The following is a 23,942-nucleotide window of genomic DNA, read 5'->3' on the forward strand; positions in this document are numbered from 1 at the left end:
TACATCATTACACAGAAGACAAGAGAGATGTTATATCCTCAAGAAAGCCGCGCGATCGCGCGATCGCGGCCGATCAGCGGCAGCAACGCCTTCATGTCGGGGCCATGATCGAGCCCGGTCAGCGCGCGGCGCAGCGGCAGGAACAACGCCTTGCCGCTGCGTCCGCTCGCCGCCTTGAGCGCGGCGGTGAGCGTGCCCCAAGGGTCCGCGCCCCAGTCGAGCGTCGCGGCGATCGCCGCGGCCTCGGCGAGGAAGGCGGCATCGGCGGGGTCGCGTTCCGCGGTGATCGGCCCCTCGATCACACGCCACCATTCGGCGGCTTCGTCGATCCGAGTGAGGTTGGGGCGTACCGCCTCCCATTCGGCCCGTCTCATGCCGGCGGGCAGGCGACCGGCGACTCGTTCAAAGTCGAGCTGATGGACGATTCGGGTGTTGACGCCCGCGAGTTCGGCCTCGTCGAAGCGCGCCGGCGCGCGGCCGAAGCGGCTGAAATCGAACCCGGCGACGAGCGCGGCGGTATCGACCAGCGGCTCGACCGGATCGCTGGTGCCGATCCGCGCGAGCAGCGCGCGCACCGCCTCGGGCTCGATCCCGCTGTCGCGGAAATGCGCGACGCCAAGCGAGCCGAGTCGCTTCGACAGTTTCCCCTCGCTGCCGGTCAGCAGCGCTTCATGCGCAAAGGCGGGCGGGGTCGCGCCCATCGCCTCGAACATCTGCAATTGCAGCGCGGTGTTCGAGACATGGTCCTCACCACGCACGACATGGGTGATGCCCATCTCGGCATCGTCGATCGCGGAGGGCAGCATATAGAGCCACGATCCGTCGGCGCGGCGGATGACGGGATCGCTCATCGTCTTGGCATCGAAGCGTTGCGGCCCGCGGATCAGATCGTCCCAGACGATCGGCGCGTCATGATCGAGCTTGAAGCGCCAGTGCGGGCGCACGCCGTCCGCCTCCAGCGCGGCGCGATCGGCATCGGTGAGCGCGAGCGCGGCGCGATCGTAGAGCGGCGGCAGCCCGCGCCCGGCCGCGATCTTGCGCTTGAGGTCGAGTTCGGCCTGCGTTTCATACGCCGGATAGACGCGCCCGGCGGCGCGAAGCTGTTCGAACCGCGCCTCATAGCGCGCGAACCGCGACGACTGGCGCTCCTCGCCATCGATCGTCAGCCCGAGCCAGCCGAGATCGGCGCGGATCGACTCGACGAACCGCTCCTCGCTGCGTTCGGCATCGGTATCGTCGATGCGCAGCCAGAATGTGCCGCCGTGTTTCTTCGCCCACAGCCAGTTGTGGAGCGCGGTGCGGATGTTGCCGACATGGAGCAAGCCGGTCGGCGAAGGGGCGAAGCGGGTACGGACGGTCATGCGCGTCGCTCTAGGCGCGGCGCGTCTTCCTCGCAAACCGTCCAAGCGTATCTTCGATGTCGCGCGCCTGATCGTCGGTGAGTACGCGTCGCGGCAGAATCAACAGCATGCGATCCTGAGGCAGCAGAACGATCGAGGCTTTGCCGATGAGCCAGCGATGCAACTCGGGCAAACGGACGATGCTGCTACCTGCGGCTGAAGAGGCTACAATCGAGTCGTCGCTCCAGTGCCAGTTCGTTTCGCTGAGCAAAGTGGGCTGCTGCTTGCTCATCCGGCGCACTGATCCGGGAACGCGCCACCATCCCAGAACCTGAAGACCGATGAACGCCAACGGGAAGACCATCGGCCAAATATTTTCGGCTAGTGCTCTACCAAGCGTCACATGATTCATCAGCGTCTCGGCAGCGATGACCGCGATAGCTACAGCCGCCAACAGACCCATTATAATCAAGAAGCAGATTATCAGCGGCCGCCGCAGAGAGCTGACCAGCCATAGCCGTTGCGCCGCCACGTGATCGGCAATCGTCGGCGTGAATGTTACGCTGCCCGTCATAATCGCCCCGCAAGCCCTTCCCCCATCCCTACCGTCCCTCTAAGGGGGCGGCAAACGTCGCGCGTAAGGGGCCGCCACCATGAAACTCCTCACCGGCAATTCGAACCTGCCGCTGGCGCGCGACATCGCCGCCTATCTCGAGATGCCGCTCACGCAGGCGAGCGTGCGCCGCTTCGCCGACGAGGAGGTGTTCGTCGAAATCCAGGAGAACGTGCGCGGCGAGGACGTGTTCGTGATCCAGTCGACCGGCTATCCGGCCAACGACAACCTCATGGAATTGCTGATCTGCATCGACGCGCTCAAGCGCGCGTCGGCGCGACGCATCACCGCGGTCGTCCCCTATTTCGGCTATGCCCGACAGGACCGCAAGCCGGGGCCGCGCACGCCGATCTCGGCGAAGCTGGTCGCCAACCTCATCACCGTCGCGGGCGCGAATCGGGTGCTGTCGGTGGATCTTCACGCCGGGCAGATCCAGGGTTTCTTCGATATCCCGACCGACAATCTGTTCGCCGCGCCGGTGATGTCGGCGGACATCGAGGCGCGCTTCGGCGGGCGCAACCTGATGGTCGTCTCGCCCGACGTCGGCGGCGTGGTCCGCGCGCGCGCGCTCGCCAAGCGACTCGACAACGCGCCGCTCGCGATCGTCGACAAACGCCGCGAGCGGGCGGGCGAATCGGAGGTGATGAACATCATCGGCGATGTCGAGGGGCGGTTCTGCATCCTGATCGACGATATCGTCGATTCGGCCGGCACGCTCTGCAACGCCGCCGCCGCGCTGAAAGACGCGGGCGCCTCCGGTGTGGTCGCTTATGTCACCCACGGCGTGCTCTCGGGCGGAGCGGTCGCGCGCGTCGAGGCGTCGGCGCTGGAGGAACTGGTCATTACCGATTCGATCGGCGCGCTGGAGGCGATCACCGCCGCCAAGCGAATCCGCCACCTGACGATCGCGCCGCTGCTCGGCGAAGCGATCAAGCGGATCGCCGACGAGAGTTCGGTGTCGTCGCTGTTCGACTGAGGTGATCTGATCGCCCCCTTCCCCCGTTCGTGCTGAGCTTGTCGAAGCACGTGCCAGATGCGCGGCGTCTGGGGCACGCACTTCGACAAGCTCAGTGGGAACGGGGCAAGCGGTTCGGGATGCCTAAGCCACCGCGTCCCACACTAGCTTCACACCGACGACGATCATCAGCGCATAGATCGCGCCGTAGAAGCGCTGCGGCGACACGCGCCGGACCAGCCACACGCCCGCCACGGTCGAGAGGATCGCGACCGGCATCAGCAGCGCCGCCGTCGTGAGATTGCGCGCGGTGAACTGGCCGAGCGCCCAATAGGCCGGGACTTTCAACCAGTTGGTCGCGGCGAAGAAAATCGCGGTGGTGCCGACCAGCACGTCGCGCGGCAGCCGGCGCGGCAGCACCCAGAGCTGGAACGGCGGCTGTCCCGCGTGCGCGATCTGGCTGGTGAAGCCCGACACCACCCCCGCGAGCGTCCCCACCCAGCCGGGCGACCTGGCTGCCGGCACCGCGCCGCCGCGCCGCTCGAGCCACAGCCGGTACAGCCCGAACACGATGGAGATCCCGCCGACCAGGCCGAGCACCGCGTCCGGATCGACATGCGCGGCGAACAGATAGGCGAGCGCGATGCCGATGATCGCGCCGGGCAGCATCCACGCCAGCACGAAACCGTCCCAGTCGCGGCGGAACGCCCACACGCTCACCACGTCCTGCGCGATCAGGATCGGCAGCAGGATCGCCGCCGCGCGTACCGGCGAGATCGTCATCGCGAGGATCGGCAGCGAGAGCGCGCCCATCCCCGCGAACCCGCCTTTCGAGAGGCCGAGCAGGATCACCGCCGGCACCGCCAGCGCATAGAACAGCAGCGATTCGCTCACCGCGCGGCCGGCGCCCGCACGCCGGCGCGCGCGCGCCGCTTGAGCTCGGCCTTGAGCGCTTCGGGCCTGGGTGCGTAGAGGAAGCCGAAGCTCACCGTGCCGTGCTTGGTCTCGACGACATGGTGGAGCCGGTGCGCCTGCACGATCCGCTTCATATAAACCGATCGCGGCACGTAGCGGTGCGGCACGCGCGCATGGACGATCACGTCATGGAAGCCGAAATAGATCGCGCCATAGGCGGCGATCCCCGCGCCGATCCAGGTGAAGCCCGGCCACCAGCCGAGTTGCAACCCGCCGAGCAGCAGCACGAACGACGGCACCGCGAAGATCGCGGCGTAGAGATCGTTGAGCTCGAACCAGCCATGGCGCGCGCGGTGGTGGCTGGCGTGGAGGAACCAGCCGGGGCCATGCATCACCCAGCGGTGCGCGGCATAAGCGAACACTTCCATGCCCGCGATCGTCGCGAGGAAGAGGAGAAGGGCGTTGGTCCACGGCATAGGCGGCGCTATAGCGCCCCAATGGCCAAGACGCGACGCCTGATCCCGCTGTTGCTGGTCGCCGCGCTCGCCGGCTGTTCGGCACCCGAAGGGCAGGTGCGCGCCGGGCTGATAAGCGCGGGCGTGCCACAGCCGATCGCGGGGTGCATGGCCGCGCGGATGAGCGACCGGCTTTCGATCGCCCAGTTGCGCCGGCTCGGCGAGATCGGCAAGGCGCGCCGTGCGCGGGGCATCGACGGCCTCATCCGCGAACTGCGCGCGCTCGACGATCCCGAAATCGTCGATGTCACCGCCACGGCGGCGGCGTTATGCGCGAGTGGGCTTGCGCGATAACGTTTCGCAATATCAACACCCTTTGATGGCCGGTCGCCGACGGCTGCGCTGCAGGGGTGGATTCGCGCGGGCCGCTGTGCTTTAGGCGGATCAACTGTCCGCAACTCGAAAAGGCGCGCGCCATGAACATTCACGAATATCAGGCCAAGGAACTGCTCGCGAAATATGGCGTGCCGGTCCCCGCGGGCTATGCCGCGATGACCGTGGAGGAGGCCGTCGAGGCTTCGAAGAAGCTGCCTGGGCCGCTCTACGTCGTGAAGGCGCAGATCCACGCCGGCGGCCGTGGCAAGGGCAAGTTCAAGGAACTGCCGCCCGAGGCGAAGGGCGGCGTGCGCCTCGCCTGGAACGAGGAGGAAGTCCGCGCGGCGGCGGCCGACATGCTCGGCAACACGCTGGTGACGATCCAGACCGGCGAGCATGGCAAGCAGGTCAACCGCCTGTACGTCACCGACGGCGCCGACATCGACAAGGAATTCTACCTCGCGCTGCTCGTCAACCGTGCGACCGGCCGCGTCTCGATGGTCGTCTCGACCGAGGGCGGCATGGACATCGAAACCGTCGCGCACGACACGCCCGAGAAGATCCACGCGATCGACATCGACACCGCGACCGGCTTCATGCCGCATCATGGCCGTGCCGTGGCTGCCGCGCTCGGCCTGACCGGCGATCTCGCCAAGCAGGCGGCCTCGACCGCGGCGAAGCTGTATGCCGCCTTCCTCGGCACCGATGCCGAGCAGATCGAGATCAACCCGCTCGCGGTCACCAAGCAGGGCCAGTTGCTCGTGCTCGACGCCAAGGTCGGCTTCGACGGCAATGCGATATTCCGCCACAAGGATCTGCTCGAACTGCGCGACGAGACCGAGGAAGACCCGGCCGAGCTCGAAGCCTCGAAGTACGACCTCGCCTATATCAAGCTCGACGGCGACATCGGCTGCATGGTCAACGGCGCCGGCCTCGCGATGGCGACGATGGACATCATCAAGCTCAACGGCATGTTCCCCGCGAACTTCCTCGACGTCGGCGGTGGCGCCAACAAGGAGAAGGTGACCGCCGCGTTCAAGATCATCCTCGCCGATCCGAACGTGAAGGGCATCCTCGTCAACATCTTCGGCGGCATCATGAAGTGCGACATCATCGCCGAGGGCATCGTCGCCGCCGCCAAGGAAGTGAACCTGTCGGTGCCGCTGGTCGTCCGCCTCGAGGGCACCAACGTCCAGCAGGGCAAGGACATCCTCGCCAATTCGGGTCTGGCGATCGTTCCGGCGAACGATCTGGGCGATGCCGCGAAGAAGATCGTGGCAGAGGTGAAGAAGGCCGCGTAAGCGGTTTGCAAAGGTAGCGCCGGCCGGTTTGCAACTTTACATTTGCCAACCGGCCGCCGCATCGCGCACGGCAGTCTCGCGAAGCGCCGTGTCGCGCGAAGGAACGTGAGAGGACTGCCGCATGAAGGTGCTGGTGCCGGTCAAGCGGGTGCTTGATTACAATGTGAAGCCCCGGGTGAAGGCGGACGGGACGGGGATCGACCTCGCCAACGTCAAGATGAGCATGAACCCGTTCGACGAGATCGCCGTCGAAGAGGCGATCCGCCTCAAGGAAAAGGGCGTCGTCACCGAGATCGTCGTGGTGTCGATCGGCGAACCCAAGGCGCAGGACACGCTGCGCACCGCGCTGGCGATGGGCGCCGACCGCGCGATCCTCGTAACCTCCGATACCAAGGTCGAGCCGCTCGGCGTCGCCAAGCTGCTCAAGGCGATCGCGGACGAGGAACAGCCCTCGCTCGTCATCCTCGGCAAGCAGGCGATCGACGACGACAACAACCAGACCGGGCAGATGCTCGCCGCGCTGACCGGCTGGGGACAGGGCACGTTCGCCTCGAAGATCGAGGTGGAGGGCGATTTCGTCACCGTCACGCGCGAGGTCGATGGCGGGGCCGAGACCGAGAAGCTCAAGCTCCCCGCGATCGTGACCACCGATCTGCGCCTCAACGAGCCGCGCTACGCCTCGCTGCCCAACATCATGAAGGCGAAGTCCAAGCCGCTCGCGACCAAGACCGCCGCCGATTTCGGCGTCGATGTGTCGCCGCGCCTGACCACGCTGAAGGTCGAGGAGCCGGCGAAGCGCTCGGCGGGCGTCAAGGTCGCCGATGTCGATGAGCTGGTCGGCAAGCTGAAGGCGCTGGGCGTCGCGAAGTAAGGCGCGCCGAACATATCGAACCGTTCGCCCTGAGCGTGTCGACGGGCGTGTTTCGGGCGCGGGCTTCGACTGGCTCGGCCCGAACGGGAATGAGAGGACCGAGATAGATGAGCGTTCTGGTTTGGGTCGAACATGACGGCACCGCCGTCAAGGATGCCACGCTTCCGACGGTGACCGCCGCCGCCAAGCTCGGCGACGTGGTGCTGCTCGTCGCGGGTGAAGGCGTGTCCGCAGCGGCCGACGCCGCGGCCAAGATCGCCGGCGTCGCGAAGGTGTTGGTCGCCGACGAGGCCGCGCTCGCGCACGCGCTGCCCGAGAACGTCGCGCCGCTGGTGGCGACGCTGATGGCGGATCACGACGCGTTTCTGGTGCCCGCCACCACCAACGGCAAGAACATCGCGCCCCGCGTCGCCGCGTTGCTCGATGTGATGCAGATTTCGGACATCCTCAGCGTCGAAAGCGCAGACACGTTCACGCGCCCGATCTACGCTGGCAATGCGATCGCGACGGTGCAATCGAAGGACGCCAAGAAGGTGATCTCGGTACGCGGCACCGCGTTCGAGAAGGCAGCGGCCGAAGGGGGCTCGGCACCGGTCGAGCCGGTGTCGGGCGCGACCGACGCGGGCGTCTCGACCTATGTCGGCAGCGAGATCGCGACGTCGGAGCGGCCCGAACTGACCTCGGCGAAGATCATCGTCTCGGGCGGACGGGCGCTCCAGAACGGCGAGAATTTCCACGCGCTGATCGAGCCGCTCGCCGACAAGCTCGGCGCGGGCGTGGGCGCGAGCCGCGCGGCGGTCGATGCGGGCTATGTCCCCAACGACTATCAGGTCGGCCAGACCGGCAAGATCGTCGCCCCCGAAGTGTATATCGCGGTCGGCATTTCGGGCGCGATCCAGCATCTTGCCGGCATGAAGGATTCGAAGACGATCATCGCGATCAACAAGGACGAGGACGCGCCGATCTTCCAGGTCGCCGACATCGGGCTGGTCGGCGATCTGTTCAAGATCGTGCCGGAGTTGACGTCGAAATTGTAGGATCGGAGCGAAGCTCCGGTCCGGTGCGTGCAAGCGAAGCGCGCATGCACCATTTCGACCGGCCGGCGCGGCCATAGCCGCGGCCGACGACGCGGGCTTTGCCCGCGTCGCTGCCATATGAGCAGACCGAATGGTAAGCGCGGACAATCTCTCGCTCGAACGCCACGGTGCCGAACGCCTGGACTGCGCCGCGCTTCCGATCCTGTCGCACCTTCTAGCTTTGGCGGATACGCTGCCGGCTGAGCGCGCCGGTACGCGCCTGCACGGCATCCCCGCGCTGACCGCGCTCCTCGCCCCCGACGCGGCGCTCGGCCATCTCGCCGGCGTTCGCCTTGGTCCGCGCGCCCGGCCGGTTCGCGCGATCCTCTTCGACAAGACCGCCGACACGAATTGGGCGCTCGGCTGGCATCAGGACCGCGTGATCGCCGTGCGCGAGCGGATCGACACGCCGGGCTACGGGCCGTGGTCTGTGAAACAGGGGATGCTCCACGTCGCTCCACCAGCGGCGTTGCTGGCAGGTATGCTGACAATGCGCGTGCATCTCGATGCGGTGCCAGCCACCAACGCGCCATTGCTCGTCGCACCGGGTACGCACAGGCTCGGGCGGATCGCCGAGGATCGTATCGAGGCGGTTGTGGCCGACCACGGCTCGGTCGCCTGCCTGGCGGACGCTGGGGATGTTTGGCTTTACGCTACGCCGATCTTGCATGGCTCGGCGGCTGCGGCCGAGCCCGGCCGACGGCGCGTATTCCAGGTCGATTTCGCGGCGTACGATTTGCCCAGCGGGCTGAGGTGGCTCGGCGTTTAACCTGACGGGAACCGCGTGCCGGTTCTCGCGTTCAGAACATATCACGAACACATGAGGCAAGCGATGACCGACCAGCCGCACAATCCCAAGCTCGACGAGCATCCTGGATCGAATACCGAAAAAGACCCGTCCGACTGGGTCTCGGGTGGCGAGCCGATGACCGGCGCGCAGGCAAGCTATCTCACCACGCTGAGCGAGGAAGCCGGCGAAACCCCGCCGCCCGAGGATCTGACCAAGGCGGATGCGTCCAAGCGCATCGATGAGTTGAAGGGCGCGCTCAGCCGCTGACCGCGGCGAGGGACGGCGTGCGCGATACGTTGGGCGGAGTTGGAGACGATGCTCTCCGCTGCGTTCGTGCTGAGCGTGTCGAAGCACGTGACCGCCGCGCGCCATGAGATGCGCGTGGGGATGCCCGACGCGATCCTGCCTCCTGCCACCGCACGCAAACGCCCGGCGTGACTCGCGTCACTGCCGGGCGCTTCGCATGCTTATTTGGGGGAGAGCACCATCAGCATCTGGCGGCCTTCCATGCGCGGATAGGCTTCGACCTTGGCGGTCTCGGCGGCATCGGCCTGGACGCGCTGGAGGAGTTGCATGCCGAGCTGGCCGTGCGACAATTCGCGGCCTCGGAAGCGCAGCGTCACCTTGACCTTGTCGCCCTCACCGATGAACTCGATGATCTTCTTCATCTTCGTATCATAATCATGATCGTCGATGTTCGGACGCATTTTGATCTCCTTGATCTCCTGCGTCTTCTGCGATTTGCGCGCGAGGTTGGCCTTCTTCTGCGCCTCGTACTTGAACTTGCCGACATCGAGGAACTTGGCGACGGGCGGATCGGCGTTGGGCGACACTTCGACGAGGTCGAGCCCGACCGCCTGCGCCTGTTCGAACGCCTCGCGCGTGTACATCACACCCAGGTTTTCGCCGTCCTGGTCGATCACGCGGACCTTGGGCGACTGGATGAATTCATTGAAGCGCGGGCCGTTCATCGGCATCGGCGCGCCCTGCGGGCGACGGATCATGGGAGGACGTATGGGTATTGCTCCTGAGGTTTTAGATCAGCCTATATAGGGGATTTCGCGCGCACGCGAAAGATGTGCCGGCGAAGGGCCGCACGATTTAGACCGATGATGCATCCGCAACGGGGCTATATAGGGGGAAGCCCCCTGCTCCGGCGGCGGGCGCCGCGCGGGCGCCCGCCGATCCGGGAGTGGTGCGGTCGAGAAGACTCGAACTTCCACGGCCTTTCGGCCACAACGACCTCAACGTTGCGCGTCTACCAGTTCCGCCACGACCGCACGTGATACACCGGGATGCCCCGGTGGCTGGCAGGCGAGCGCCACTAGCAAAGCGAATCCGGGCTGGCAACAGCAATCATCTTTTGTTTGAAAAACGGCGCCGGCCCGCTCCTACCCGCCAGCCCGCTTCTACCCGATCGTCCCGAGCGGAGTCGAAGGACAGGCCAGGAACGCAGGCGCCTCGACGTCGCTCGGCGCGAACGGATGGGATTACGTTGGCGTGATCGAGGGCTTGCCGCCGTCACGAAACGTCGCCCGGTCAGTCCCGCGCTTCGCCTGAAAAGCTCAGCACCAGCTTCTTGGCGTTGACCGGCACGTCGAGCTTGGCGCTGTTGAAGCCGACCTGGCCGTGCGGCGCGAGCATCATCGCATCGGGGCGGATCGTCCAGCTATAGACGAGCCGGCCTTGCTCGTCGCGCAGCTCGGCGCGGATGTCGGGCACCTGCTGCCGCGAATCGGTCGGATTGAGCACGGTGCCGCTGATCGCGAAAATCTCGCTGCCGTTATCGAGATCGTGATGATCGATCGGCTTGCTGACGATCCGCAGCGGGGTGTCGCGCGGCCCGAGCGGGAGGCCGAGCTGCGAGGCCAGCCCGGGCGCGCCCGAATACAGCACGATTCCCGCCGCGATCAGCATCACCAGCCCCGCCACGATCGCCGCCAGGGTCCAGCGCCGCGCGGGGTTGCGGCGCGGCTTGAACGGCGGGCGATGCGCGAACGGGTCGATCGCGCGGGTGTAGCTGGCATCCTCATACACGCGCGGCGCTTCCGGCGCCGCCGGCGGTTCGGGAGCCGCTTCAACGGGCTCCGGTTCGGGGGCCGGCGCGAGCGGTTCGGGGGCGTCCTCCTCGACGGTTTCGACGCCCGGCTGGAACCAGCTATGCCGGCAATTCGCGCAGCGCACCGTGCGTCCATCCACGCCGATCGCGGTATCGGGGACGAGATAACGGGTACGACAATCGGGGCATTCAAGGATCATGATACGCAGTCCGAGGCGGCGGGCCACCTGCAGCCTCACTACGAATCTAAGCATCCGGCGCGCGCGGTGGCAAGTCTTTCGAGTCGCCCGGCTTGAAGCGGCGCGCCCGATCGTGCGATGGGCCTGCGTTGGGGTACGGCAAGGAAGCGAGCGGCAAGCGCCGGGATCAATGGCGAACATCGTCCAGTTCGAGAATGTCGGCCTGCGCTACGGCACGGGCGCGGAGACCTTGTCCGACGTGAGCTTCACGCTGTCGAGCGGCGCCTTTTATTTCCTCACCGGCACGAGCGGCGCGGGCAAGACCTCGCTGCTCAAATTGCTGTATCTCGCGCAGCGCCCGACGCGCGGCGGCATCCGCCTGTTCGGCGAGGACGCGGTAACGCTGCCGCGCGCGCGCCTGCCGGGTTTCCGCCGGCGGATCGGCGTGGTGTTCCAGGATTTCCGGCTCGTCCCGCATCTCTCCGCCTATGACAATATCGCGCTGCCGTTGCGCGTGTCGGGGGTAGCCGAGAGCGATATCGACGCGCCGGTCCGCGAGATGCTGGCCTGGGTGGGGCTCGACCGGCGGATCGACGCCAAGCCGCCGACGCTGTCGGGCGGCGAGCAACAGCGCGTCGCGATCGCACGCGCGGTGATCGGCCGGCCCGAAATCCTCGTCGCGGATGAACCGACCGGCAACGTCGATCCCGATATGGCCGAACGGCTGCTGCACCTGTTCGATTCGCTCAACCGGCTCGGCACCACCGTCGTCGTCGCGACGCACGATTTCCATTTGCTCGGGCGCATCCCCGACGCGCACATGATGCGGCTCGACAAGGGACGCCTGCTCGATCCGACCGGGTCGCTGCGCTTCCCGCCCCCCGAAAGCCAGGCGCCGGGGGCGGCGGCATGAGGATCGGCTTCATCACCGCCGCCGCCGACCGCCGGCTGCTTGACGAGCGGGGCGGCACGCGCGCGATGATGTGGATCATGGCGATCATGCTGTTCCTCACCGCGCTCGCCGCCGCGCTCGGCCTCGCCACGCTGGCGGCGACGGCGCTGCTCGACCGGCAACTGGTCGGGCGGCTGACCGTGCAGATCGTCGAGCCGTCTGCGCCGGCGCGCGCCGCGCAGACCGCCGCCGCGCTCGCCGCGCTGCGCGCCGCGCCGGGGGTGCGCGACGCGGCCGAGGTCGATCGCGCGCGGCTCGCCGCGCTGCTGCGGCCGTGGCTCGGGGCGGATGGCGCCGATCCCGATCTGCCGATCCCGGCGATGATCGATGTCGATCTCACCTCGGGCGGCGATGCGGCGGCCGCTTCGGTCGCGGCGGCGGTGGCGCGCGTGGCGCCCTCCGCGCGGGTCGACCGGCACCAGCGCTGGATGTCGCCGGTGAGCGGGTTCATGCGGCTCGTCATCTGGCTGGCGGCGGGGCTGGTCGCGCTGATCGCGGGGGCGACGGCGGCGGTGGTGATCCTGGCCGCGCGGGCGAGCCTCGAGACGCACCGCGAGACGATCGAGGTGATGCACATGCTCGGTTCGACCGACATGCAGATCGCGCGGCTGTTCCAGCGCCGCATCGCGCTCGACACGCTGCTTGGCGGCGCGGTCGGCACGGTGCTGGCGGTGGCGGTCGCGGCGGCGCTGGGCGCACGGCTGGCGACGCTCGGATCGGACCTGCTCGACGGCCTCGCGCTCGGCCGGCGCGACTGGGCGCTGCTGGCGCTGCTGCCGTTCGCCTTCGCGCTGCTCGCCACGGTCGCGGCGCGCTACGCCGTGCTCGGCGCGCTGAGGAAGATCCTGTGACGGGCTCGCAGATGCCGTGCGCGGAAGCGCCCCGCTCATGATCCGCAAGCTCGCCGCCGCGCTCGCGCTGCTGTGGGGCGGCGGCTTCGGCGTGTTCCTCCTGGCGATGCCGGGGCCGCTCGATGACCGCCGCACCGACGCGATCGTCGTGCCGACCGGCGGGGCGGGGCGGATCGACCGCGGCCTCGCTCTCCTCCAGCGCCATGCCGCCAAGCGGCTGCTGGTGACCGGGGTGGCGCCCGAGGTGCGGCCGATCGAACTCGCGCTCGAATATCGCGTGCCCCCCTCGCTGCTGGCGTGCTGCGTCGATCTCGGCCAGGAGGCGGTGGATACGCGCTCCAACGCGGACGAGACCGCGCAGTGGCTGCGCGAGCATGGCTATCGGACGGTGCGGCTCGTCACCTCCAACTGGCATCTGCCGCGCGCGCGGCTCGAACTGGTCCATGCGACGGGAGACGACATCATCGCCTATGGCGACGGCGTCGCGAGCAAGCCACGCTTCCTGACGCTGGTCGCCGAGTACAACAAGCTGATCGTCCGCTGGGTGGCGCTGACGCTGGGAGTGGGGGCATGATCGGTCTGGGCAATCTCGCCTTCGCGGTGGTCTTCTACGGCGGATCGGTGGCGTTCGTGCTGCTGTCGCCGCTCGCCGCCGCGATCGGACGCCCCGCGCTGCTCGGCCTCGCGCGCGCCTGGATCGGGTTCCACCGCTGGGCGGCGCGCGCGCTGCTCGGCATCGAGACGCGGATCGTGGGCGATCCGCAGCTCGGCACGCCCGCGCTCTACGCCGCCAAGCACCAGTCGATGTACGAGACGCTCGAGCTGAGCCGCATCCTGAATCGCCCCGCGATCGTGATGAAGCAGGAACTCGCCGACATTCCGATCTGGGGCCGGGCGGCGCGGCGCTACGGCGTGATCGTGGTCGACCGCGAGGCGTCGGCGGGCGCGCTCAGGCGGATGCTGGGGGAGGCCAAGGTGGCGCTCGACGCAGGCCGCTCGATCGTGATCTTCCCCGAGGGCACGCGGGTCGCGCCGGGCGAGCGGCCCGCGCTCAAATCGGGGTTCGCGGGGCTGTACCAGATGCTCAAGCTGCCGGTGGTGCCGGTCGCGCTCGACAGCGGGCGGGTGTGGCCACGGCGCGGGCCGAAGCGGCCGGGCGTGGTGACGATCCGCTTCGGCGAGCCGATCCCGCCGGGGCTGTCGCGCAAGGAGGCCGAGGCGCGGGTCCATGCGGCGATCAATGCGCTGGAGCGGGACTGACCGACGGCCTAAGATCGCTAACGTTGTCCATCCTCGCCACGGTGACGCAGGTGTCACTTTTGGACGCGCGGGGCGGCCGGGTATAAAGTACCGGTCGTGACGGAGCGCCGTGATGGCGCGGGCGCTGACACTGTCAAAGAGCATGTGCGCGAGCATGCCCGAGGCGGCGCGTGTAGGACAGGCGCAACGGGGGGCGGCCCGGCGCGCGGGTGCCTAGCCGGCCGGATCGGGCGTGGGCGCGCGATCGGCGAACGCCAACAGCAGCGTGGCGGCGATCGCCCGCGCCTCGGCGCCGAGTGCATCGTCCGCCAGTTCGCCGGCGCTCCAGAACGACAGGGCGCCGCGAAAGCCGAGCGCCAGTTGCCTCGGCAGGTAGCCGAGCGCCTGCTCCCGCAAGGGCTCCGCGATCCCCTCTCCGCCGGCCAGCGCCGAGACCCAGAGCGCGGTGGAGCGGGACCAGGCGCGCCCGGGGAACGGACTGGCCGTGCCGATCCACCCCATCACCGCGCGATTCACGTCGGGTTCCTCCAGCATCACCGCGACCGCCATGTCCACGGCGAGCATGACGCGCGCCGCCGCCCCCGGCGGTTGGCGCGCTTCGGCGAGCCGCGCCATCATCGTGTCGATCCGGCGGTCGGACAAAGCGTGCATGATCGCCCCCTTGCTCCCGAACTGATTGAACGGGGTCGCGAAGCTGACGGCGGCCTCGGCGGCGAGATCGCGCATCGAAAAGTCGGCCTTGCCACCCCGCAGCAGCCGCTCCGCCGCGTCGATCACACGCTGGCGCACCGCTTCGCCCCGGACGGGGGCGGGTATCTGACTCTTGTCTCGCGCCATGGCCCTATCTATATCATGATATACATTGATATGCGGTAATTCGGAGTTGGTCCATGTCGACAGCGCAATCCAAGACATTTCTCATCACCGGGGTCAGTTCTGGCCTCGGCCGCGCGTTCGCGGAAGCGGCGCTTGACGCCGGTCACCGGGTGATCGGGACGGTGCGCAACGCGGGCGACGCCGACGCGTTCGCCGCGCTCGCGCCCGAGCGCGCGCACCCGCTGATCCTCGACGTGACCGACTTCGCGGCGATCCCGGCGGCGGTGGCGGCGGCGGAACACGCCGTCGGGCCGGTCGCGGTGCTGGTCAACAATGCGGGGTACGGCCATGAAGGCGTGCTCGAAGAATCCTCGATCGACGATCTCCAGCGCCAGTTCGCCGCGAATGTGTACGGCCCGGTGGCGATGATGAAGGCGGTGCTGCCGGGAATGCGGGCGCGCCGCGCCGGCCATATCGTCAACGTCACCTCGATGGGCGGTTTCATCACCATGCCGGGGATAAGCTTCTACTGCGGCAGCAAGTTCGCCCTGGAAGGCATTTCCGAAGCGCTCGGCAAGGAGGTTGCAAGCTTCGGCATCCGGGTGACGGCGCTGGCGCCGGGGCAGTTCCGCACCGATTGGGCGGGGCGCTCGATGGACCGGACGCCGCGCAGCATCGACGATTATGACGCGGTGATGGACCCGATCCGCGCGGCGCGCCAGGCCAAGAGCGGCAACCAGCCGGGCGATCCGGCCAAGGCGGCGCAAGCCTTGCTCGCGCTGGTGGACGCCGAGACGCCGCCGGCGCGGCTGTTCCTGGGCGATGATGCGTTGAGCCTGGTCGACCAGAAGCTCGACGCGATGCGGGCCGAGATCGCCGCCTGGGAGGGGCTGTCCCGCTCGACCGGCTTCGCCTCGTCCTAGGCGGATGGGGAGGGGCCGGGCGCGCTCCGTCGCCCTCACCCTTCCGCCGGCTGCGCCGGCTCCCTCCCTCTCCCGCCGGGAGAGGGAATTGGTCACTCAGTTTCCGCCGCCGCTCGCCCCTTGAACCCCTGCGCCACCACGTACCATTCGGACGATCCCTTGCGGCTCGCCGGCGGCTTGGCGTGTTTGACGCTGGTGAAGTTGCGCTTCAACTCGGCGACCAGCGCCGAATCGGCGCCGCCCGCGAACACCTTGCCGACGAAGCCGCCGCCGGGTTCGAGCACGTCCACCGCGAAGGCGACCGCCGCCTCGACCAGCCCCATCGTGCGCAGCGCGTCGGTCTGCGGATGGCCGACGGTGTTGGCGGCCATGTCCGACAGGACGAGATCGGGCGCGCCGCCCAACTCGGCCATCAGCCGGTCGGGCGCGGCATCGGCCATGAAGTCCATTTGCAGCAGGATGACGCCATCGAGCGGATCGACCGGCAACAGATCGATGCCGACCACGCTCGCCTTGGGAACCTGCCGCCGCACCACCTGCGCCCAGCCGCCCGGCGCGACGCCGAGATCGACGACGCGGCGGACGCCCTTGAGGAAACCGAACCGCTCGTCGAGTTCGATCAGCTTATAGGCGGCGCGGCTGCGATAGCCCTCCGCCTTGGCGCGCTTGACGTAAGGATCGTTGAGCTGGCGTTCGAGCCAGCGCGTCGATTGCGCGGTGCGCTTGCGCGCGGTCTTGACGCGGGTGCGCAGGCCGCCACCGTCGCGGCTCATCGGATATGGCTCAAAACACGGGTCCGTTCATGAGGCGGCGTAAAATCCCTTCGCGGATGCCGCGATCGGCCACGCCGAGTCGCTCCGCCGGCCAGAGGTCGAGGATGGTTTCGAGGATCGCGCAGCCCGCCACCACCAGATCGGCGCGCTCGTTGCCGATGCAGGGCAGCCGCGCGCGCTCGGCGAGGCTCATCCGCGAGAGGTCGCGGCTGATCTTGCGCATCGAGGTGGCGGGCACGATCAGACCATCGACCGCGGCGCGATCATAATGCGAGAGTTCGAGATGGACGCTGGCGAGCGTCGTCACCGTGCCGCTGGTGCCGAGCAGCCGCGGCCGCTCGACGCGGGGCAGGCGCCGCGCGAAACCCGCGAAGCTTTCCGCCACCGCCGCGCGCATCCGCGCATAGGCGGCGAGGCGGCCGTCCTCGCCGTCGCCGTGGCCGAGGCTTTCGGTGAGCGACACGACGCCCCACGGCGCGCTGTGCCAGTCGAGCACCACCGGATTGGGCGCGCGCGTATCGACCAGCACGAGTTCGGTCGAGCCGCCGCCGATATCGAAGATCAGCGCCGGCCCCTCGCCGGGCTCGATCAGCGCGTGGCAGCCGAGCACGGCGAGCCGCGCCTCCTCCTCGGCGGTGATGATGTCGAGGTGGATGCCGGTTTCGGCATAGGCGCGCGCGATGAAATCGGCGCCGTTGGCCGCGCGCCGGCACGCCTCGGTCGCGACCGCGCGCGACAGCGTGACGTTGCGGCGGCGCAATTTGTCCGAACAGATTTTCAGCGCGGCGACGGTGCGCTCGATCGCCGCATCGCTGAGCCGCCCCGACGAGGCGAGCCCCTCGCCGAGCCGCACGATCCGCGAAAACGCATCGATCACCGCGAAACCGGCGCCCTGCGGCCGCACGATCAGCAGCCGGCAATTGTTGGTGCCGAGATCGAGCGCGGCATAATGGCGCGCTCCCGGCCATTGCGCACGCGCCTCCTTCGGAGCCGGATGGGCGGAGGACTGCCCCCGCCGATGCGGCATTCTGGGCGAATGATCCCCCATGCCGTCAACTCACTCTCTACATCATCTGCCGTTGCGACGTGCCGGAATGGCCCGCGCCCGGTGCTTGGGTGCCACGCTACCGCAGGCGAACGGATGCGGCAAGCGGGCGACGTGAGTCAGTTGACAGCCCAGCGCGCGCCACCTAAGGGGCCAGTCCGCGTTGCCCCGTCGTCTAAAGGTAAGACTACGGACTCTGACTCCGTCAATTGAGGTTCGAATCCTCACGGGGCATCCAGCGGCTCGTCATATCGATGGGATCGCTCGGCAATCTCCGAGCGCTCGGCACTGCCGCCGAAATTGAGTCCCCCAATTGGGCGCGCTGACGATCAGGATCATCGACGCGTCGGGCGACTGGTTTTGGGGAGGGCGTTGTCCTGCGCTTTCAGCGCGGCCATCATCTTATCGGCTTCGATCTGGCGCTCGGCCTTTCGGGCCGCGCTGTAGATTTCGTACTGGCGCTCGGCATGCCGCTTCGCATCGGGCGCCGACACGCTCCCGCCGTGGGTGAGCACGACGCGGCCGAGAGATTGGAGCTGCCGGTCCAAGATGCGGCGTGCGTCGTCCATCATGACCAAACGACCGACAGCGGCTTGGTCCTCGAAGATGTCAAGAAGGATGGTGGTCAGGCGATTCAGCTCCTTGACCTCCGAATTGCCGAAATAGTTTTTGGAGACGGTGACGTCACCCTTTCTGATGGTATCGTTCGGCCAAGTGGTCAGGCCCATGTTGGGCTGGGTCACGTCGGCGCGGGTGGCGAGTATTTCAGCGGGCGTACGCGACGTCACCGCATAGACGATCTTGGCCTGGGTCTTGGTGTAGAAATCTCGCCACGCTTCAGATTTGGCACCATAATCCTGGCACATGGCGCAGATCTTACGCAGTTCGCGATAGACGTTCGCCTCGTCCGAGCGGATATCCCGGATGATCTCGCGCAGTTCGGCGATGCGATCCGCATTCTCCGGCTGCTTGAGGCGGACGGAATCGATCACGAAACCCTTGGTCGCGAACTGCACCAGCTTCTCGGTCGCCCAGCGCCGGAACAGCGTAGCCTGAGCCGACGACACCCGATAGCCGACCGATATGACCATATCGAGGCTGTAGAGGTTCGCGGGGCGCCCGGTCGATGTTTGCGCTTTTTGCAAAGAAGTCGATTCGTCGAGTTCGCCTTCCTCCAGGATATTGCTGATATGCCTGGATATAACCGAGACATCCCGCCCAAAGAGGTCGGCGATCTGCGCTTGGGTCATCCATAGCGCCTCGCCTATATATCGAATGTCGAGGCGCATGCCCTTGTCGGTGCCATAAACGAGAAAGCGGTCGCCCGTCTTCTCATCCTCGTGCAAAACCACAGGGTCCATTTCCGGCATAGATCGCCTCCACGTCAGATGATTCGGCAAGCGGAACAATCGGGGAACGGCGGTTGCCATGCAAGGGGGCGATTTCGCGGCGGTTCGGCGAGACGTAAGCGGCGGTCACGAGCTTTGCCGCGATTGGCGCTTCCGTTGAACGGAAACATCTCCGACGACGGTCTTCTGGTGTCGGGCGGGGCGTTGTATCTGAAGCGCCATGCCGAAGAAGCGCTATCTCACCGCCACGATGCCCGACGGGTACGTCAAGACGATCGGGCCGACCGCGGCCGCGTTCACGCATTACTGGCGGATCGTCGCCGAGCTTGAGAACGGGCGGACCGAGGTGTTCTGGGGGCATGCAAAATCGCTCAAGGACGCGACCGGCAAGCGCGCCGCGACCAAGGAGGCCGCGGCGCAGCGTGGCTGGCGGAGCTACCGCTTCGAGATCGCCGAATTGACCGAGACGACGGGCTGAATCACCGCAGATCGGGCGGGGTCGCCTCGGCCTTCAACCGAGCGATCACCGCGTCGAGCGACAGCACTTCCTGCTTCGCGTCCTCGCCAAGCGGGCGGAGCGCGACGGTGCCTTCCTCGGCTTCGCGCTTGCCGACCACCAGCAGGTTCGGAACCTTCGCCAGCGAATGTTCGCGCACCTTGTAGTTGATCTTTTCGTTGCGCAGGTCGGTCTCGACGCGCAGCCCCGCCGCCTTGAGCTTGGCCGCGACCACGGCGGCATACTCATCGGCGTCCGACACGATCGTCGCCACCACCGCCTGCACCGGCGCGAGCCAGAGCGGGAAGCGGCCGGCGTGGTGTTCGATCAGGATGCCGAGGAAGCGTTCGAACGTGCCGAGGATCGCGCGGTGGAGCATCACCGGGCGGTGGCGCTCGCCGTCATCGCCGACGTACGAGGCATCGAGCCGCTCGGGCAGCACCCGGTCGGACTGGATCGTGCCGACCTGCCACGTCCGCCCGATCGCATCTGTGAGGTGGAATTCGAGCTTGGGCGCGTAGAACGCGCCTTCGCCGGGCAGTTCCTCGAACCTGGCCTTGATCGCCTCGCTCAAATCCGATTGCAGCACCGCCTCGCGGAGTTCCTGCTCGGCCTTGTCCCACATCGCATCGTCGCCGAAGCGCTTGTCGGGGCGCAGCGCGAGCTTGACCGCATACTCCTCGAAACCGAGGTCGCGGTACACGCTGTCGAGCAGCTCGCAGAAGGCGCGGACCTCGCCGATCAACTGGTCCTCGCGCACGAAGATATGCGCGTCGTCCTGGGTGAACTGGCGCACGCGCATGATGCCGTGGAGCGCGCCGTGCGGTTCGTTGCGGTGGCAGCAGCCGAATTCGGCCATGCGGATCGGCAGGTCGCGGTAGGATTTGATGCCCTGGCGGAAGATCAGCACATGCGCCGGGCAGTTCATCGGCTTCAACGCCATCAGATCGGCCTTGCCCGACAGGATCGGGCCGTCCTCTTCGGCATTGGGGATTTCGTCGGGCACCACGAACATATTCTCGCGGTACTTGCCCCAATGGCCCGATTGCTCCCACTGGCGCGCGTCCATCAACTGCGGCGTCTTGACCTCGGCATAGCCGGCGGCGTCGAGCCGGCGGCGCATATACGCCTCGAGCGCGCGCCACAGCACGAAGCCCTTGGGGTGCCAGAACACCGAGCCTTGCGCTTCGCTCTGGAGGTGGAACAGGTCCATCTCTTGCCCGATGCGGCGGTGGTCGCGCTTGGCGGCCTCTTCCAGCCGCGTGAGATGCTCGGCGAGCTGCTTCTTGTTGAGCCAGCCGGTGCCGTAGATGCGGCTGAGCATCGCGTTGTTCTGGTCGCCGCGCCAATAGGCGCCCGAGACGCGCGTCAGCTTGAACGCATCGGGATCGAGCTTGCCGGTCGAGGCGAGGTGGGGGCCACGGCACATGTCGAGCCAGTCGCCGCCCGACCAATAGACCGTCAGCGGCTCGTCACCGGGCAGTTCGGCGGCCCATTCGGCCTTGAACGTCTCGCCCTGCTCGCGCCAGCGCGCGATCAGCGCCTCGCGCTCCCACACTTCGCGCTTGAGCGGCTTGTCGGCGCGGATGATGGCGCGCATCGCCTCCTCGATCGCGGGGAGGTCTTCCTCGGTTAAGGGGCGGTCCTTTGGCGCGAAATCATAATAGAAGCCGTCGTCGGTCGAGGGACCGAAGGTGATCTGCGTGCCGGGGAAGAGCTGCTGCACCGCCTCGGCGAGGATGTGGGCATAATCGTGGCGCACGAGTTCGAGCGCGTCGGCCTCGTCGCGCGCGGTCACCAGCGCGAGCTGCGAATCGTGCTCGAACGGGCGCGTGATGTCGCGCAACTCGCCATCGACGCGCGCGCCGAGCGCCGCCTTGGCGAGACCCGGCCCGATCGCCGCGGCGATGTCCGCCGGGGTGGTCCCCGGGGCTACCTCACGGACGGAACCGTCGGGCAGCGTGATGCGGAACATTTCGGACATGGAGGTTCGCTCGGTTTGAGGTGAGAGGATGCCGCTTATGCGGGGTGGAGGCATATAGGCAAGGTTTGACCGACTCGCCACCGCCGTCGCCCCGGCGCAGGCCGGGGCCGTTGGATGGCTGGGCGATCGGATTGCCCCAACCCAGCGGCCCCGGCCTTCGCCGGGGCGACGCTATGCCACCCCGAACGGCACCACCTTGTTCTCCGCATCATGCGCGATGTCGGCGCGGCCGAGATACGCGACGCCCATCTCGCCGCACCAGCGCGCGATCATCTGCTCGGGCGTCTCGCCGAACGCGGGCACGTTGGGCTGGATGTCGGTGACGCGGCCGAGCCGGATGCCGGCAATGCCCTTCAACTGGGTCGCATGCGCGACCTGTGAGAGCATGCGGTCGATCCGATAGAGCGGTTCGGAGACTTCCTCGATCATCAGCACGTGATCGGTCAGGTCGGGCAGCCACGGCGTACCGATCAGCGCGTTCAGGATCGAGAGGTTGAAGGCGGCGGCGGGGCGGCCGTCGAGGCTGGGTTCGAGGCCGGCGCGGTCGCCGCGTGCCAGCCAGGCGAGCGCGCGCATCACCTCACGCCCCTGGTCGCCGCCGCGGTTGACCTCGACCGGCATCGGCCCGTGCGCGGGGCGGCCGATCCGTCGGGCGTAGAGCGCGGCGAGCAGGAAGCCCATGTCGGAATAGCCGAGATACTGTTTGCGCGCCGCCGCCGGGCCGAGCTGCGGCATGACGGTGTGAAGGATGCGGTTCGAGCCATAGCCGCCGCGCGCGAACCAGATCGCGTCGAACGCGGGATCGTTGGCGAACTCCAGGAACGCGGCGGCGCGCACCGAATCGCTGCCGGCGAAATGGCCGTCCTCCACGAAGCATTGCGGGTGGAACACGATCTCCACCTCGGGGACGGTGATCGCGGCGAGCGCCTTGATGCGCGGTTCGACGACCGGATCGATCGGGCGCGCTGGCGCGCAGACGGCGATTTTCATGTTTTGCCCTGATCCATGCCGCAAACTCCGTTCGCCCCGAGCGAAGTCGAGGGGCAAGCGCGGCGCATAGTGTCTCGACTGCGCTCGACACGAACGGTCGAGGTTGCTCCGGCTTGCGAAAGCTTCGATAGCGTGCCGCCATGCAATCCGCCAAACCCCACGTTTCGCGCCCCTACTTCTTCGTCGGTATCGGCGGCAGCGGGATGATGCCGCTGGCGATGATCCTTGCGGCGCGCGGCGCGCGCGTGGCGGGGTCGGATCGCGCGCTCGATCAGGCGCGGCTGCCCGCCAAGTTCGAGGCGCTGCGCGCGCTCGGCATCGATCTGTTCGCGCAGGACGGCAGCGGCGTGACCTCGCCCGAGCAGATCGTGGTCGCCTCTGCGGCGATCGAAGCGACCGTCGCCGATATCGTCGCGGCGGAGGCGGTCGGCGCGCAGCGGCTGAGCCGCGCGCAACTGCTCGCCGAGCTGTTCAACGCCAGCACGCTGCCGATCGGTGTCGCCGGCACCAGCGGCAAATCGACCGTCACCGGCATGATCGGCTGGATTTTGCACGCCTGCCACCGCGACCCGACGGTGATGAACGGCGCGGTGATGAAGAATTTCGTGGCGCCGCAAGCCCCGTTCGCGAGCGCGCTGGTCGGCGCCGGCGACGCGTTCGTCAGCGAGGTCGATGAGAGCGACGGCTCGATCGCGCTATACCGGCCGAAGATCGCCGTGCTCAACAACGTCAGCCTCGATCACAAATCGCTCGACGAACTGCGCATGCTGTTCGGCGATTTCGCGCGCGCGGCGGAGACGGTGATCCTCAACATCGGCGATGCCGAGACGGCGGCGCTGGCGGCATCGCTCGCCACCCCGCCGATCACCTTCGCGGTGGAAGGCACGGCCGAACTGGTCGCGAAAAATCTCGTGCCCGAGCCGTTCGCGATCAGCTTCGATCTCGTCGCGGACGGGGTGCGCCATCCGGTTCGGCTGGCGGTGCCGGGGCGGCACAACGTCTCGAACGCGCTCGCCGCGATCGGCGCGGCGCGCGCGGCCGGCGTGCCGCTCGCCGAGGCGATCGAGGCGATCGAGGGGTTCGTTGGGCTCAAGCGCCGCTTCGAGCTGGTCGGCGAAGCTGGCGGCGTGTCGGTGATTGACGATTTCGGGCATAATCCCGACAAGATCGCCGCGACGCTCGATACGCTCCATGCCTTCCCGGGGCGATTGCTCGTGCTGTTCCAGCCGCACGGCTATGGCCCGCTCAAGGTGATGCGGCATGAACTCGCCGCGATGTTCCGCGAGACGCTGGCGGCGGAGGATCTGCTCGTGCTGCCCGATCCGGTCTATCAGGGCGGCACGGTGACGCGTGCGGTGACCAGCGCCGATCTGGTCGCCGATATCGGTGGCCGCGCGCGGCACATCCCCGATCGCGCCGAGGCCGCTGCCGCGCTGGTCGCGGACGCGCGTGCGGGCGACCGCATCGTCGTGATGGGCGCGCGCGACGACACGCTGAGCCAACTCGCCGCCGACATGCTGACGCAAATTGCCGCCCGGCCCACTGCGGGCTAAAAGGGGGCGAAGGAGTCCAGC

General features: G+C 67.7%; 27 protein-coding genes and 2 tRNA genes. 16 read left to right on the forward strand and 13 right to left on the reverse strand.

The window, feature by feature from the left end:
* Window positions 1-38 precede the first annotated feature (38 nt).
* Window positions 39-1,361: a glutamate--tRNA ligase gene (gene gltX, locus BLS81_RS14555; protein WP_093224926.1), complete on the reverse strand. Its 1,323-nt coding sequence runs from the start codon at window positions 1,359-1,361 to the stop codon at window positions 39-41.
* 10 nt (window positions 1,362-1,371) lie between these two features.
* On the reverse strand, window positions 1,372-1,914 hold the full coding sequence (locus tag BLS81_RS14560) for a YcxB family protein (RefSeq protein WP_093224927.1): 543 nt from the start codon (window positions 1,912-1,914) through the stop codon (window positions 1,372-1,374).
* Window positions 1,915-1,993: 79 nt separating this feature from the next.
* Between BLS81_RS14560 and BLS81_RS14565 the strand changes: the two genes are divergently transcribed.
* Window positions 1,994-2,929 (forward strand): ribose-phosphate pyrophosphokinase, encoded by a 936-nt coding sequence (locus BLS81_RS14565; protein ID WP_093224929.1) that lies wholly within the window; start codon window positions 1,994-1,996, stop codon window positions 2,927-2,929.
* A gap of 123 nt (window positions 2,930-3,052) precedes the next feature.
* Here the strand turns inward: BLS81_RS14565 and BLS81_RS14570 are convergent, their stop codons facing one another.
* Together BLS81_RS14570 and BLS81_RS14575 are read right to left on the reverse strand one after the other, a co-directional pair.
* Window positions 3,053-3,802, reverse strand: coding sequence for a sulfite exporter TauE/SafE family protein (locus BLS81_RS14570; RefSeq protein WP_093224930.1), 750 nt, complete (start codon window positions 3,800-3,802; stop codon window positions 3,053-3,055).
* A complete protein-coding gene (locus tag BLS81_RS14575; RefSeq protein WP_093224932.1) occupies window positions 3,799-4,299 on the reverse strand; it encodes a sterol desaturase family protein in 501 nt (166 codons plus the stop codon). The genes BLS81_RS14570 and BLS81_RS14575 overlap by 4 nt, the downstream gene beginning before the upstream one ends.
* Window positions 4,300-4,320: 21 nt before the next feature.
* Between BLS81_RS14575 and BLS81_RS14580 the strand changes: the two genes are divergently transcribed.
* The 7 genes from BLS81_RS14580 to BLS81_RS21160 all read left to right on the forward strand — a co-directional run bounded on the left by BLS81_RS14580 (window position 4,321) and on the right by BLS81_RS21160 (window position 9,129).
* A complete protein-coding gene (locus BLS81_RS14580; RefSeq protein WP_093224934.1) occupies window positions 4,321-4,632 on the forward strand; it encodes a hypothetical protein in 312 nt (103 codons plus the stop codon).
* 122 nt (window positions 4,633-4,754) lie between these two features.
* Complete coding sequence (gene sucC, locus BLS81_RS14585) at window positions 4,755-5,954, forward strand: ADP-forming succinate--CoA ligase subunit beta (RefSeq protein WP_093224936.1); 1,200 nt, start codon at window positions 4,755-4,757, stop codon at window positions 5,952-5,954.
* Window positions 5,955-6,075: 121 nt separating this feature from the next.
* Window positions 6,076-6,825, forward strand: coding sequence for an electron transfer flavoprotein subunit beta/FixA family protein (locus tag BLS81_RS14590; protein WP_093224937.1), 750 nt, complete (start codon window positions 6,076-6,078; stop codon window positions 6,823-6,825).
* 107 nt (window positions 6,826-6,932) lie between these two features.
* A complete protein-coding gene (locus BLS81_RS14595) occupies window positions 6,933-7,862 on the forward strand; it encodes an electron transfer flavoprotein subunit alpha/FixB family protein (protein ID WP_093224939.1) in 930 nt (309 codons plus the stop codon).
* 130 nt (window positions 7,863-7,992) lie between these two features.
* On the forward strand, window positions 7,993-8,670 hold the full coding sequence (locus BLS81_RS14600) for a phytanoyl-CoA dioxygenase family protein (RefSeq protein ID WP_093224941.1): 678 nt from the start codon (window positions 7,993-7,995) through the stop codon (window positions 8,668-8,670).
* 63 nt (window positions 8,671-8,733) lie between these two features.
* The gene (locus tag BLS81_RS14605; protein ID WP_093224942.1) at window positions 8,734-8,958 is read left to right on the forward strand and encodes a DUF3072 domain-containing protein; all 225 of its coding nucleotides are present in this window, start codon (window positions 8,734-8,736) and stop codon (window positions 8,956-8,958) included.
* Window positions 8,959-9,006: 48 nt separating this feature from the next.
* Window positions 9,007-9,129, forward strand: a complete 123-nt coding sequence (locus BLS81_RS21160) for a hypothetical protein (protein ID WP_256326255.1) — start codon at window positions 9,007-9,009, stop codon at window positions 9,127-9,129.
* A gap of 29 nt (window positions 9,130-9,158) precedes the next feature.
* On the opposite strand, the gene infC is transcribed toward BLS81_RS21160, so the two are convergent.
* From infC to BLS81_RS14620, 3 genes are all read right to left on the reverse strand, one after another.
* Window positions 9,159-9,695 (reverse strand): translation initiation factor IF-3, encoded by a 537-nt coding sequence (infC, locus tag BLS81_RS14610; RefSeq protein ID WP_069204113.1) that lies wholly within the window; start codon window positions 9,693-9,695, stop codon window positions 9,159-9,161.
* Window positions 9,696-9,884: 189 nt separating this feature from the next.
* Window positions 9,885-9,971 (reverse strand) — tRNA-Leu (locus tag BLS81_RS14615).
* A gap of 259 nt (window positions 9,972-10,230) precedes the next feature.
* A complete protein-coding gene (locus tag BLS81_RS14620; protein WP_093224944.1) occupies window positions 10,231-10,950 on the reverse strand; it encodes an MJ0042-type zinc finger domain-containing protein in 720 nt (239 codons plus the stop codon).
* A gap of 169 nt (window positions 10,951-11,119) precedes the next feature.
* Between BLS81_RS14620 and ftsE the strand changes: the two genes are divergently transcribed.
* Genes ftsE through BLS81_RS14640 form a run of 4 tightly spaced genes read left to right on the forward strand, consistent with a single transcriptional unit; the run spans window position 11,120 to window position 13,992 of the window.
* Window positions 11,120-11,842 carry a cell division ATP-binding protein FtsE gene (ftsE, locus tag BLS81_RS14625; RefSeq protein WP_093224945.1) on the forward strand — a complete coding sequence of 241 codons (723 nt, stop codon included), beginning with the start codon at window positions 11,120-11,122 and terminating at the stop codon, window positions 11,840-11,842.
* On the forward strand, window positions 11,839-12,732 hold the full coding sequence (locus tag BLS81_RS14630; RefSeq protein ID WP_093224947.1) for a cell division protein FtsX: 894 nt from the start codon (window positions 11,839-11,841) through the stop codon (window positions 12,730-12,732). Before ftsE ends, BLS81_RS14630 begins: the two co-directional genes overlap by 4 nt.
* 37 nt (window positions 12,733-12,769) lie before the next feature.
* The gene (locus BLS81_RS14635) at window positions 12,770-13,306 is read left to right on the forward strand and encodes a YdcF family protein (protein WP_093224949.1); all 537 of its coding nucleotides are present in this window, start codon (window positions 12,770-12,772) and stop codon (window positions 13,304-13,306) included.
* Complete coding sequence (locus tag BLS81_RS14640; protein ID WP_093224950.1) at window positions 13,303-13,992, forward strand: lysophospholipid acyltransferase family protein; 690 nt, start codon at window positions 13,303-13,305, stop codon at window positions 13,990-13,992. Before BLS81_RS14635 ends, BLS81_RS14640 begins: the two co-directional genes overlap by 4 nt.
* Before the next feature lie 213 nt (window positions 13,993-14,205).
* Here BLS81_RS14640 and BLS81_RS14645 read toward each other — a convergent pair whose 3' ends face one another.
* On the reverse strand, window positions 14,206-14,829 hold the full coding sequence (locus BLS81_RS14645; RefSeq protein ID WP_093224952.1) for a TetR/AcrR family transcriptional regulator: 624 nt from the start codon (window positions 14,827-14,829) through the stop codon (window positions 14,206-14,208).
* Between the two features lie 53 nt (window positions 14,830-14,882).
* Here BLS81_RS14645 and BLS81_RS14650 point away from each other — a divergent pair, with 53 nt between their 5' ends.
* Window positions 14,883-15,731 carry an oxidoreductase gene (locus BLS81_RS14650; protein WP_093224953.1) on the forward strand — a complete coding sequence of 283 codons (849 nt, stop codon included), beginning with the start codon at window positions 14,883-14,885 and terminating at the stop codon, window positions 15,729-15,731.
* Window positions 15,732-15,823: 92 nt separating this feature from the next.
* Here the strand turns inward: BLS81_RS14650 and BLS81_RS14655 are convergent, their stop codons facing one another.
* Both BLS81_RS14655 and BLS81_RS14660 read right to left on the reverse strand, forming a co-directional pair.
* A complete protein-coding gene (locus tag BLS81_RS14655; protein ID WP_093224955.1) occupies window positions 15,824-16,504 on the reverse strand; it encodes an RlmE family RNA methyltransferase in 681 nt (226 codons plus the stop codon).
* A gap of 10 nt (window positions 16,505-16,514) precedes the next feature.
* Window positions 16,515-17,531: a Ppx/GppA phosphatase family protein gene (locus BLS81_RS14660; protein WP_371128289.1), complete on the reverse strand. Its 1,017-nt coding sequence runs from the start codon at window positions 17,529-17,531 to the stop codon at window positions 16,515-16,517.
* 182 nt (window positions 17,532-17,713) lie between these two features.
* Here BLS81_RS14660 and BLS81_RS14665 point away from each other — a divergent pair.
* A tRNA-Gln gene (locus BLS81_RS14665) sits at window positions 17,714-17,787 on the forward strand.
* Window positions 17,788-17,884: 97 nt separating this feature from the next.
* Here the strand turns inward: BLS81_RS14665 and rhuM are convergent.
* Complete coding sequence (gene rhuM / locus BLS81_RS14670; protein WP_093224958.1) at window positions 17,885-18,919, reverse strand: RhuM family protein; 1,035 nt, start codon at window positions 18,917-18,919, stop codon at window positions 17,885-17,887.
* 199 nt (window positions 18,920-19,118) lie between these two features.
* Between rhuM and BLS81_RS14675 the strand changes: the two genes are divergently transcribed.
* On the forward strand, window positions 19,119-19,376 hold the full coding sequence (locus BLS81_RS14675; protein ID WP_093224959.1) for a hypothetical protein: 258 nt from the start codon (window positions 19,119-19,121) through the stop codon (window positions 19,374-19,376).
* 1 nt (window position 19,377) lies between these two features.
* Here the strand turns inward: BLS81_RS14675 and thrS are convergent, their stop codons facing one another.
* The gene (thrS, locus tag BLS81_RS14680; RefSeq protein ID WP_093224961.1) at window positions 19,378-21,378 is read right to left on the reverse strand and encodes a threonine--tRNA ligase; all 2,001 of its coding nucleotides are present in this window, start codon (window positions 21,376-21,378) and stop codon (window positions 19,378-19,380) included.
* Between the two features lie 171 nt (window positions 21,379-21,549).
* On the reverse strand, window positions 21,550-22,368 hold the full coding sequence (locus tag BLS81_RS14685) for an LD-carboxypeptidase (protein ID WP_093224962.1): 819 nt from the start codon (window positions 22,366-22,368) through the stop codon (window positions 21,550-21,552).
* Window positions 22,369-22,508: 140 nt separating this feature from the next.
* Here BLS81_RS14685 and BLS81_RS14690 point away from each other — a divergent pair, with 140 nt between their 5' ends.
* Window positions 22,509-23,921, forward strand: coding sequence for a glutamate ligase domain-containing protein (locus BLS81_RS14690; protein ID WP_093224964.1), 1,413 nt, complete (start codon window positions 22,509-22,511; stop codon window positions 23,919-23,921).
* Window positions 23,922-23,942 lie beyond the last annotated feature (21 nt).

The organism is Sphingomonas sp. NFR15 (assembly GCF_900103265.1).
In the GTDB taxonomy this organism is placed as follows: domain Bacteria; phylum Pseudomonadota; class Alphaproteobacteria; order Sphingomonadales; family Sphingomonadaceae; genus Sphingomonas; species Sphingomonas pollutisoli.

Bases quoted from the DNA above. Each gene is read 5' to 3' on its own strand.
- BLS81_RS14560 (WP_093224927.1), bottom strand. From the start codon at position 1,914: ATGACGGGCAGCGTAACATTCACGCCGACGATTGCCGATCACGTGGCG.
- BLS81_RS14655 (WP_093224955.1), bottom strand. From the start codon at position 16,504: ATGAGCCGCGACGGTGGCGGCCTGCGCACCCGCGTCAAGACCGCGCGC.
- BLS81_RS14595 (WP_093224939.1), top strand. From the start codon at position 6,933: ATGAGCGTTCTGGTTTGGGTCGAACATGACGGCACCGCCGTCAAGGAT.
- ftsE (WP_093224945.1), top strand. From the start codon at position 11,120: ATGGCGAACATCGTCCAGTTCGAGAATGTCGGCCTGCGCTACGGCACG.
- BLS81_RS14660 (WP_371128289.1), bottom strand. From the start codon at position 17,531: ATGCCGCATCGGCGGGGGCAGTCCTCCGCCCATCCGGCTCCGAAGGAG.
- BLS81_RS14575 (WP_093224932.1), bottom strand. From the start codon at position 4,299: ATGCCGTGGACCAACGCCCTTCTCCTCTTCCTCGCGACGATCGCGGGC.
- BLS81_RS14580 (WP_093224934.1), top strand. From the start codon at position 4,321: ATGGCCAAGACGCGACGCCTGATCCCGCTGTTGCTGGTCGCCGCGCTC.
- infC (WP_069204113.1), bottom strand. From the start codon at position 9,695: ATGATCCGTCGCCCGCAGGGCGCGCCGATGCCGATGAACGGCCCGCGC.
- thrS (WP_093224961.1), bottom strand. From the start codon at position 21,378: ATGTCCGAAATGTTCCGCATCACGCTGCCCGACGGTTCCGTCCGTGAG.
- BLS81_RS14690 (WP_093224964.1), top strand. From the start codon at position 22,509: ATGCAATCCGCCAAACCCCACGTTTCGCGCCCCTACTTCTTCGTCGGT.
- BLS81_RS14650 (WP_093224953.1), top strand. From the start codon at position 14,883: ATGTCGACAGCGCAATCCAAGACATTTCTCATCACCGGGGTCAGTTCT.
- sucC (WP_093224936.1), top strand. From the start codon at position 4,755: ATGAACATTCACGAATATCAGGCCAAGGAACTGCTCGCGAAATATGGC.
- gltX (WP_093224926.1), bottom strand. From the start codon at position 1,361: ATGACCGTCCGTACCCGCTTCGCCCCTTCGCCGACCGGCTTGCTCCAT.
- BLS81_RS14565 (WP_093224929.1), top strand. From the start codon at position 1,994: ATGAAACTCCTCACCGGCAATTCGAACCTGCCGCTGGCGCGCGACATC.
- BLS81_RS14675 (WP_093224959.1), top strand. From the start codon at position 19,119: ATGCCGAAGAAGCGCTATCTCACCGCCACGATGCCCGACGGGTACGTC.
- BLS81_RS14630 (WP_093224947.1), top strand. From the start codon at position 11,839: ATGAGGATCGGCTTCATCACCGCCGCCGCCGACCGCCGGCTGCTTGAC.
- BLS81_RS14620 (WP_093224944.1), bottom strand. From the start codon at position 10,950: ATGATCCTTGAATGCCCCGATTGTCGTACCCGTTATCTCGTCCCCGAT.
- BLS81_RS14640 (WP_093224950.1), top strand. From the start codon at position 13,303: ATGATCGGTCTGGGCAATCTCGCCTTCGCGGTGGTCTTCTACGGCGGA.
- BLS81_RS14635 (WP_093224949.1), top strand. From the start codon at position 12,770: ATGATCCGCAAGCTCGCCGCCGCGCTCGCGCTGCTGTGGGGCGGCGGC.
- BLS81_RS14645 (WP_093224952.1), bottom strand. From the start codon at position 14,829: ATGGCGCGAGACAAGAGTCAGATACCCGCCCCCGTCCGGGGCGAAGCG.
- BLS81_RS14590 (WP_093224937.1), top strand. From the start codon at position 6,076: ATGAAGGTGCTGGTGCCGGTCAAGCGGGTGCTTGATTACAATGTGAAG.
- BLS81_RS14685 (WP_093224962.1), bottom strand. From the start codon at position 22,368: ATGAAAATCGCCGTCTGCGCGCCAGCGCGCCCGATCGATCCGGTCGTC.
- BLS81_RS14600 (WP_093224941.1), top strand. From the start codon at position 7,993: ATGGTAAGCGCGGACAATCTCTCGCTCGAACGCCACGGTGCCGAACGC.
- BLS81_RS14605 (WP_093224942.1), top strand. From the start codon at position 8,734: ATGACCGACCAGCCGCACAATCCCAAGCTCGACGAGCATCCTGGATCG.
- rhuM (WP_093224958.1), bottom strand. From the start codon at position 18,919: ATGCCGGAAATGGACCCTGTGGTTTTGCACGAGGATGAGAAGACGGGC.
- BLS81_RS21160 (WP_256326255.1), top strand. From the start codon at position 9,007: ATGCTCTCCGCTGCGTTCGTGCTGAGCGTGTCGAAGCACGTGACCGCC.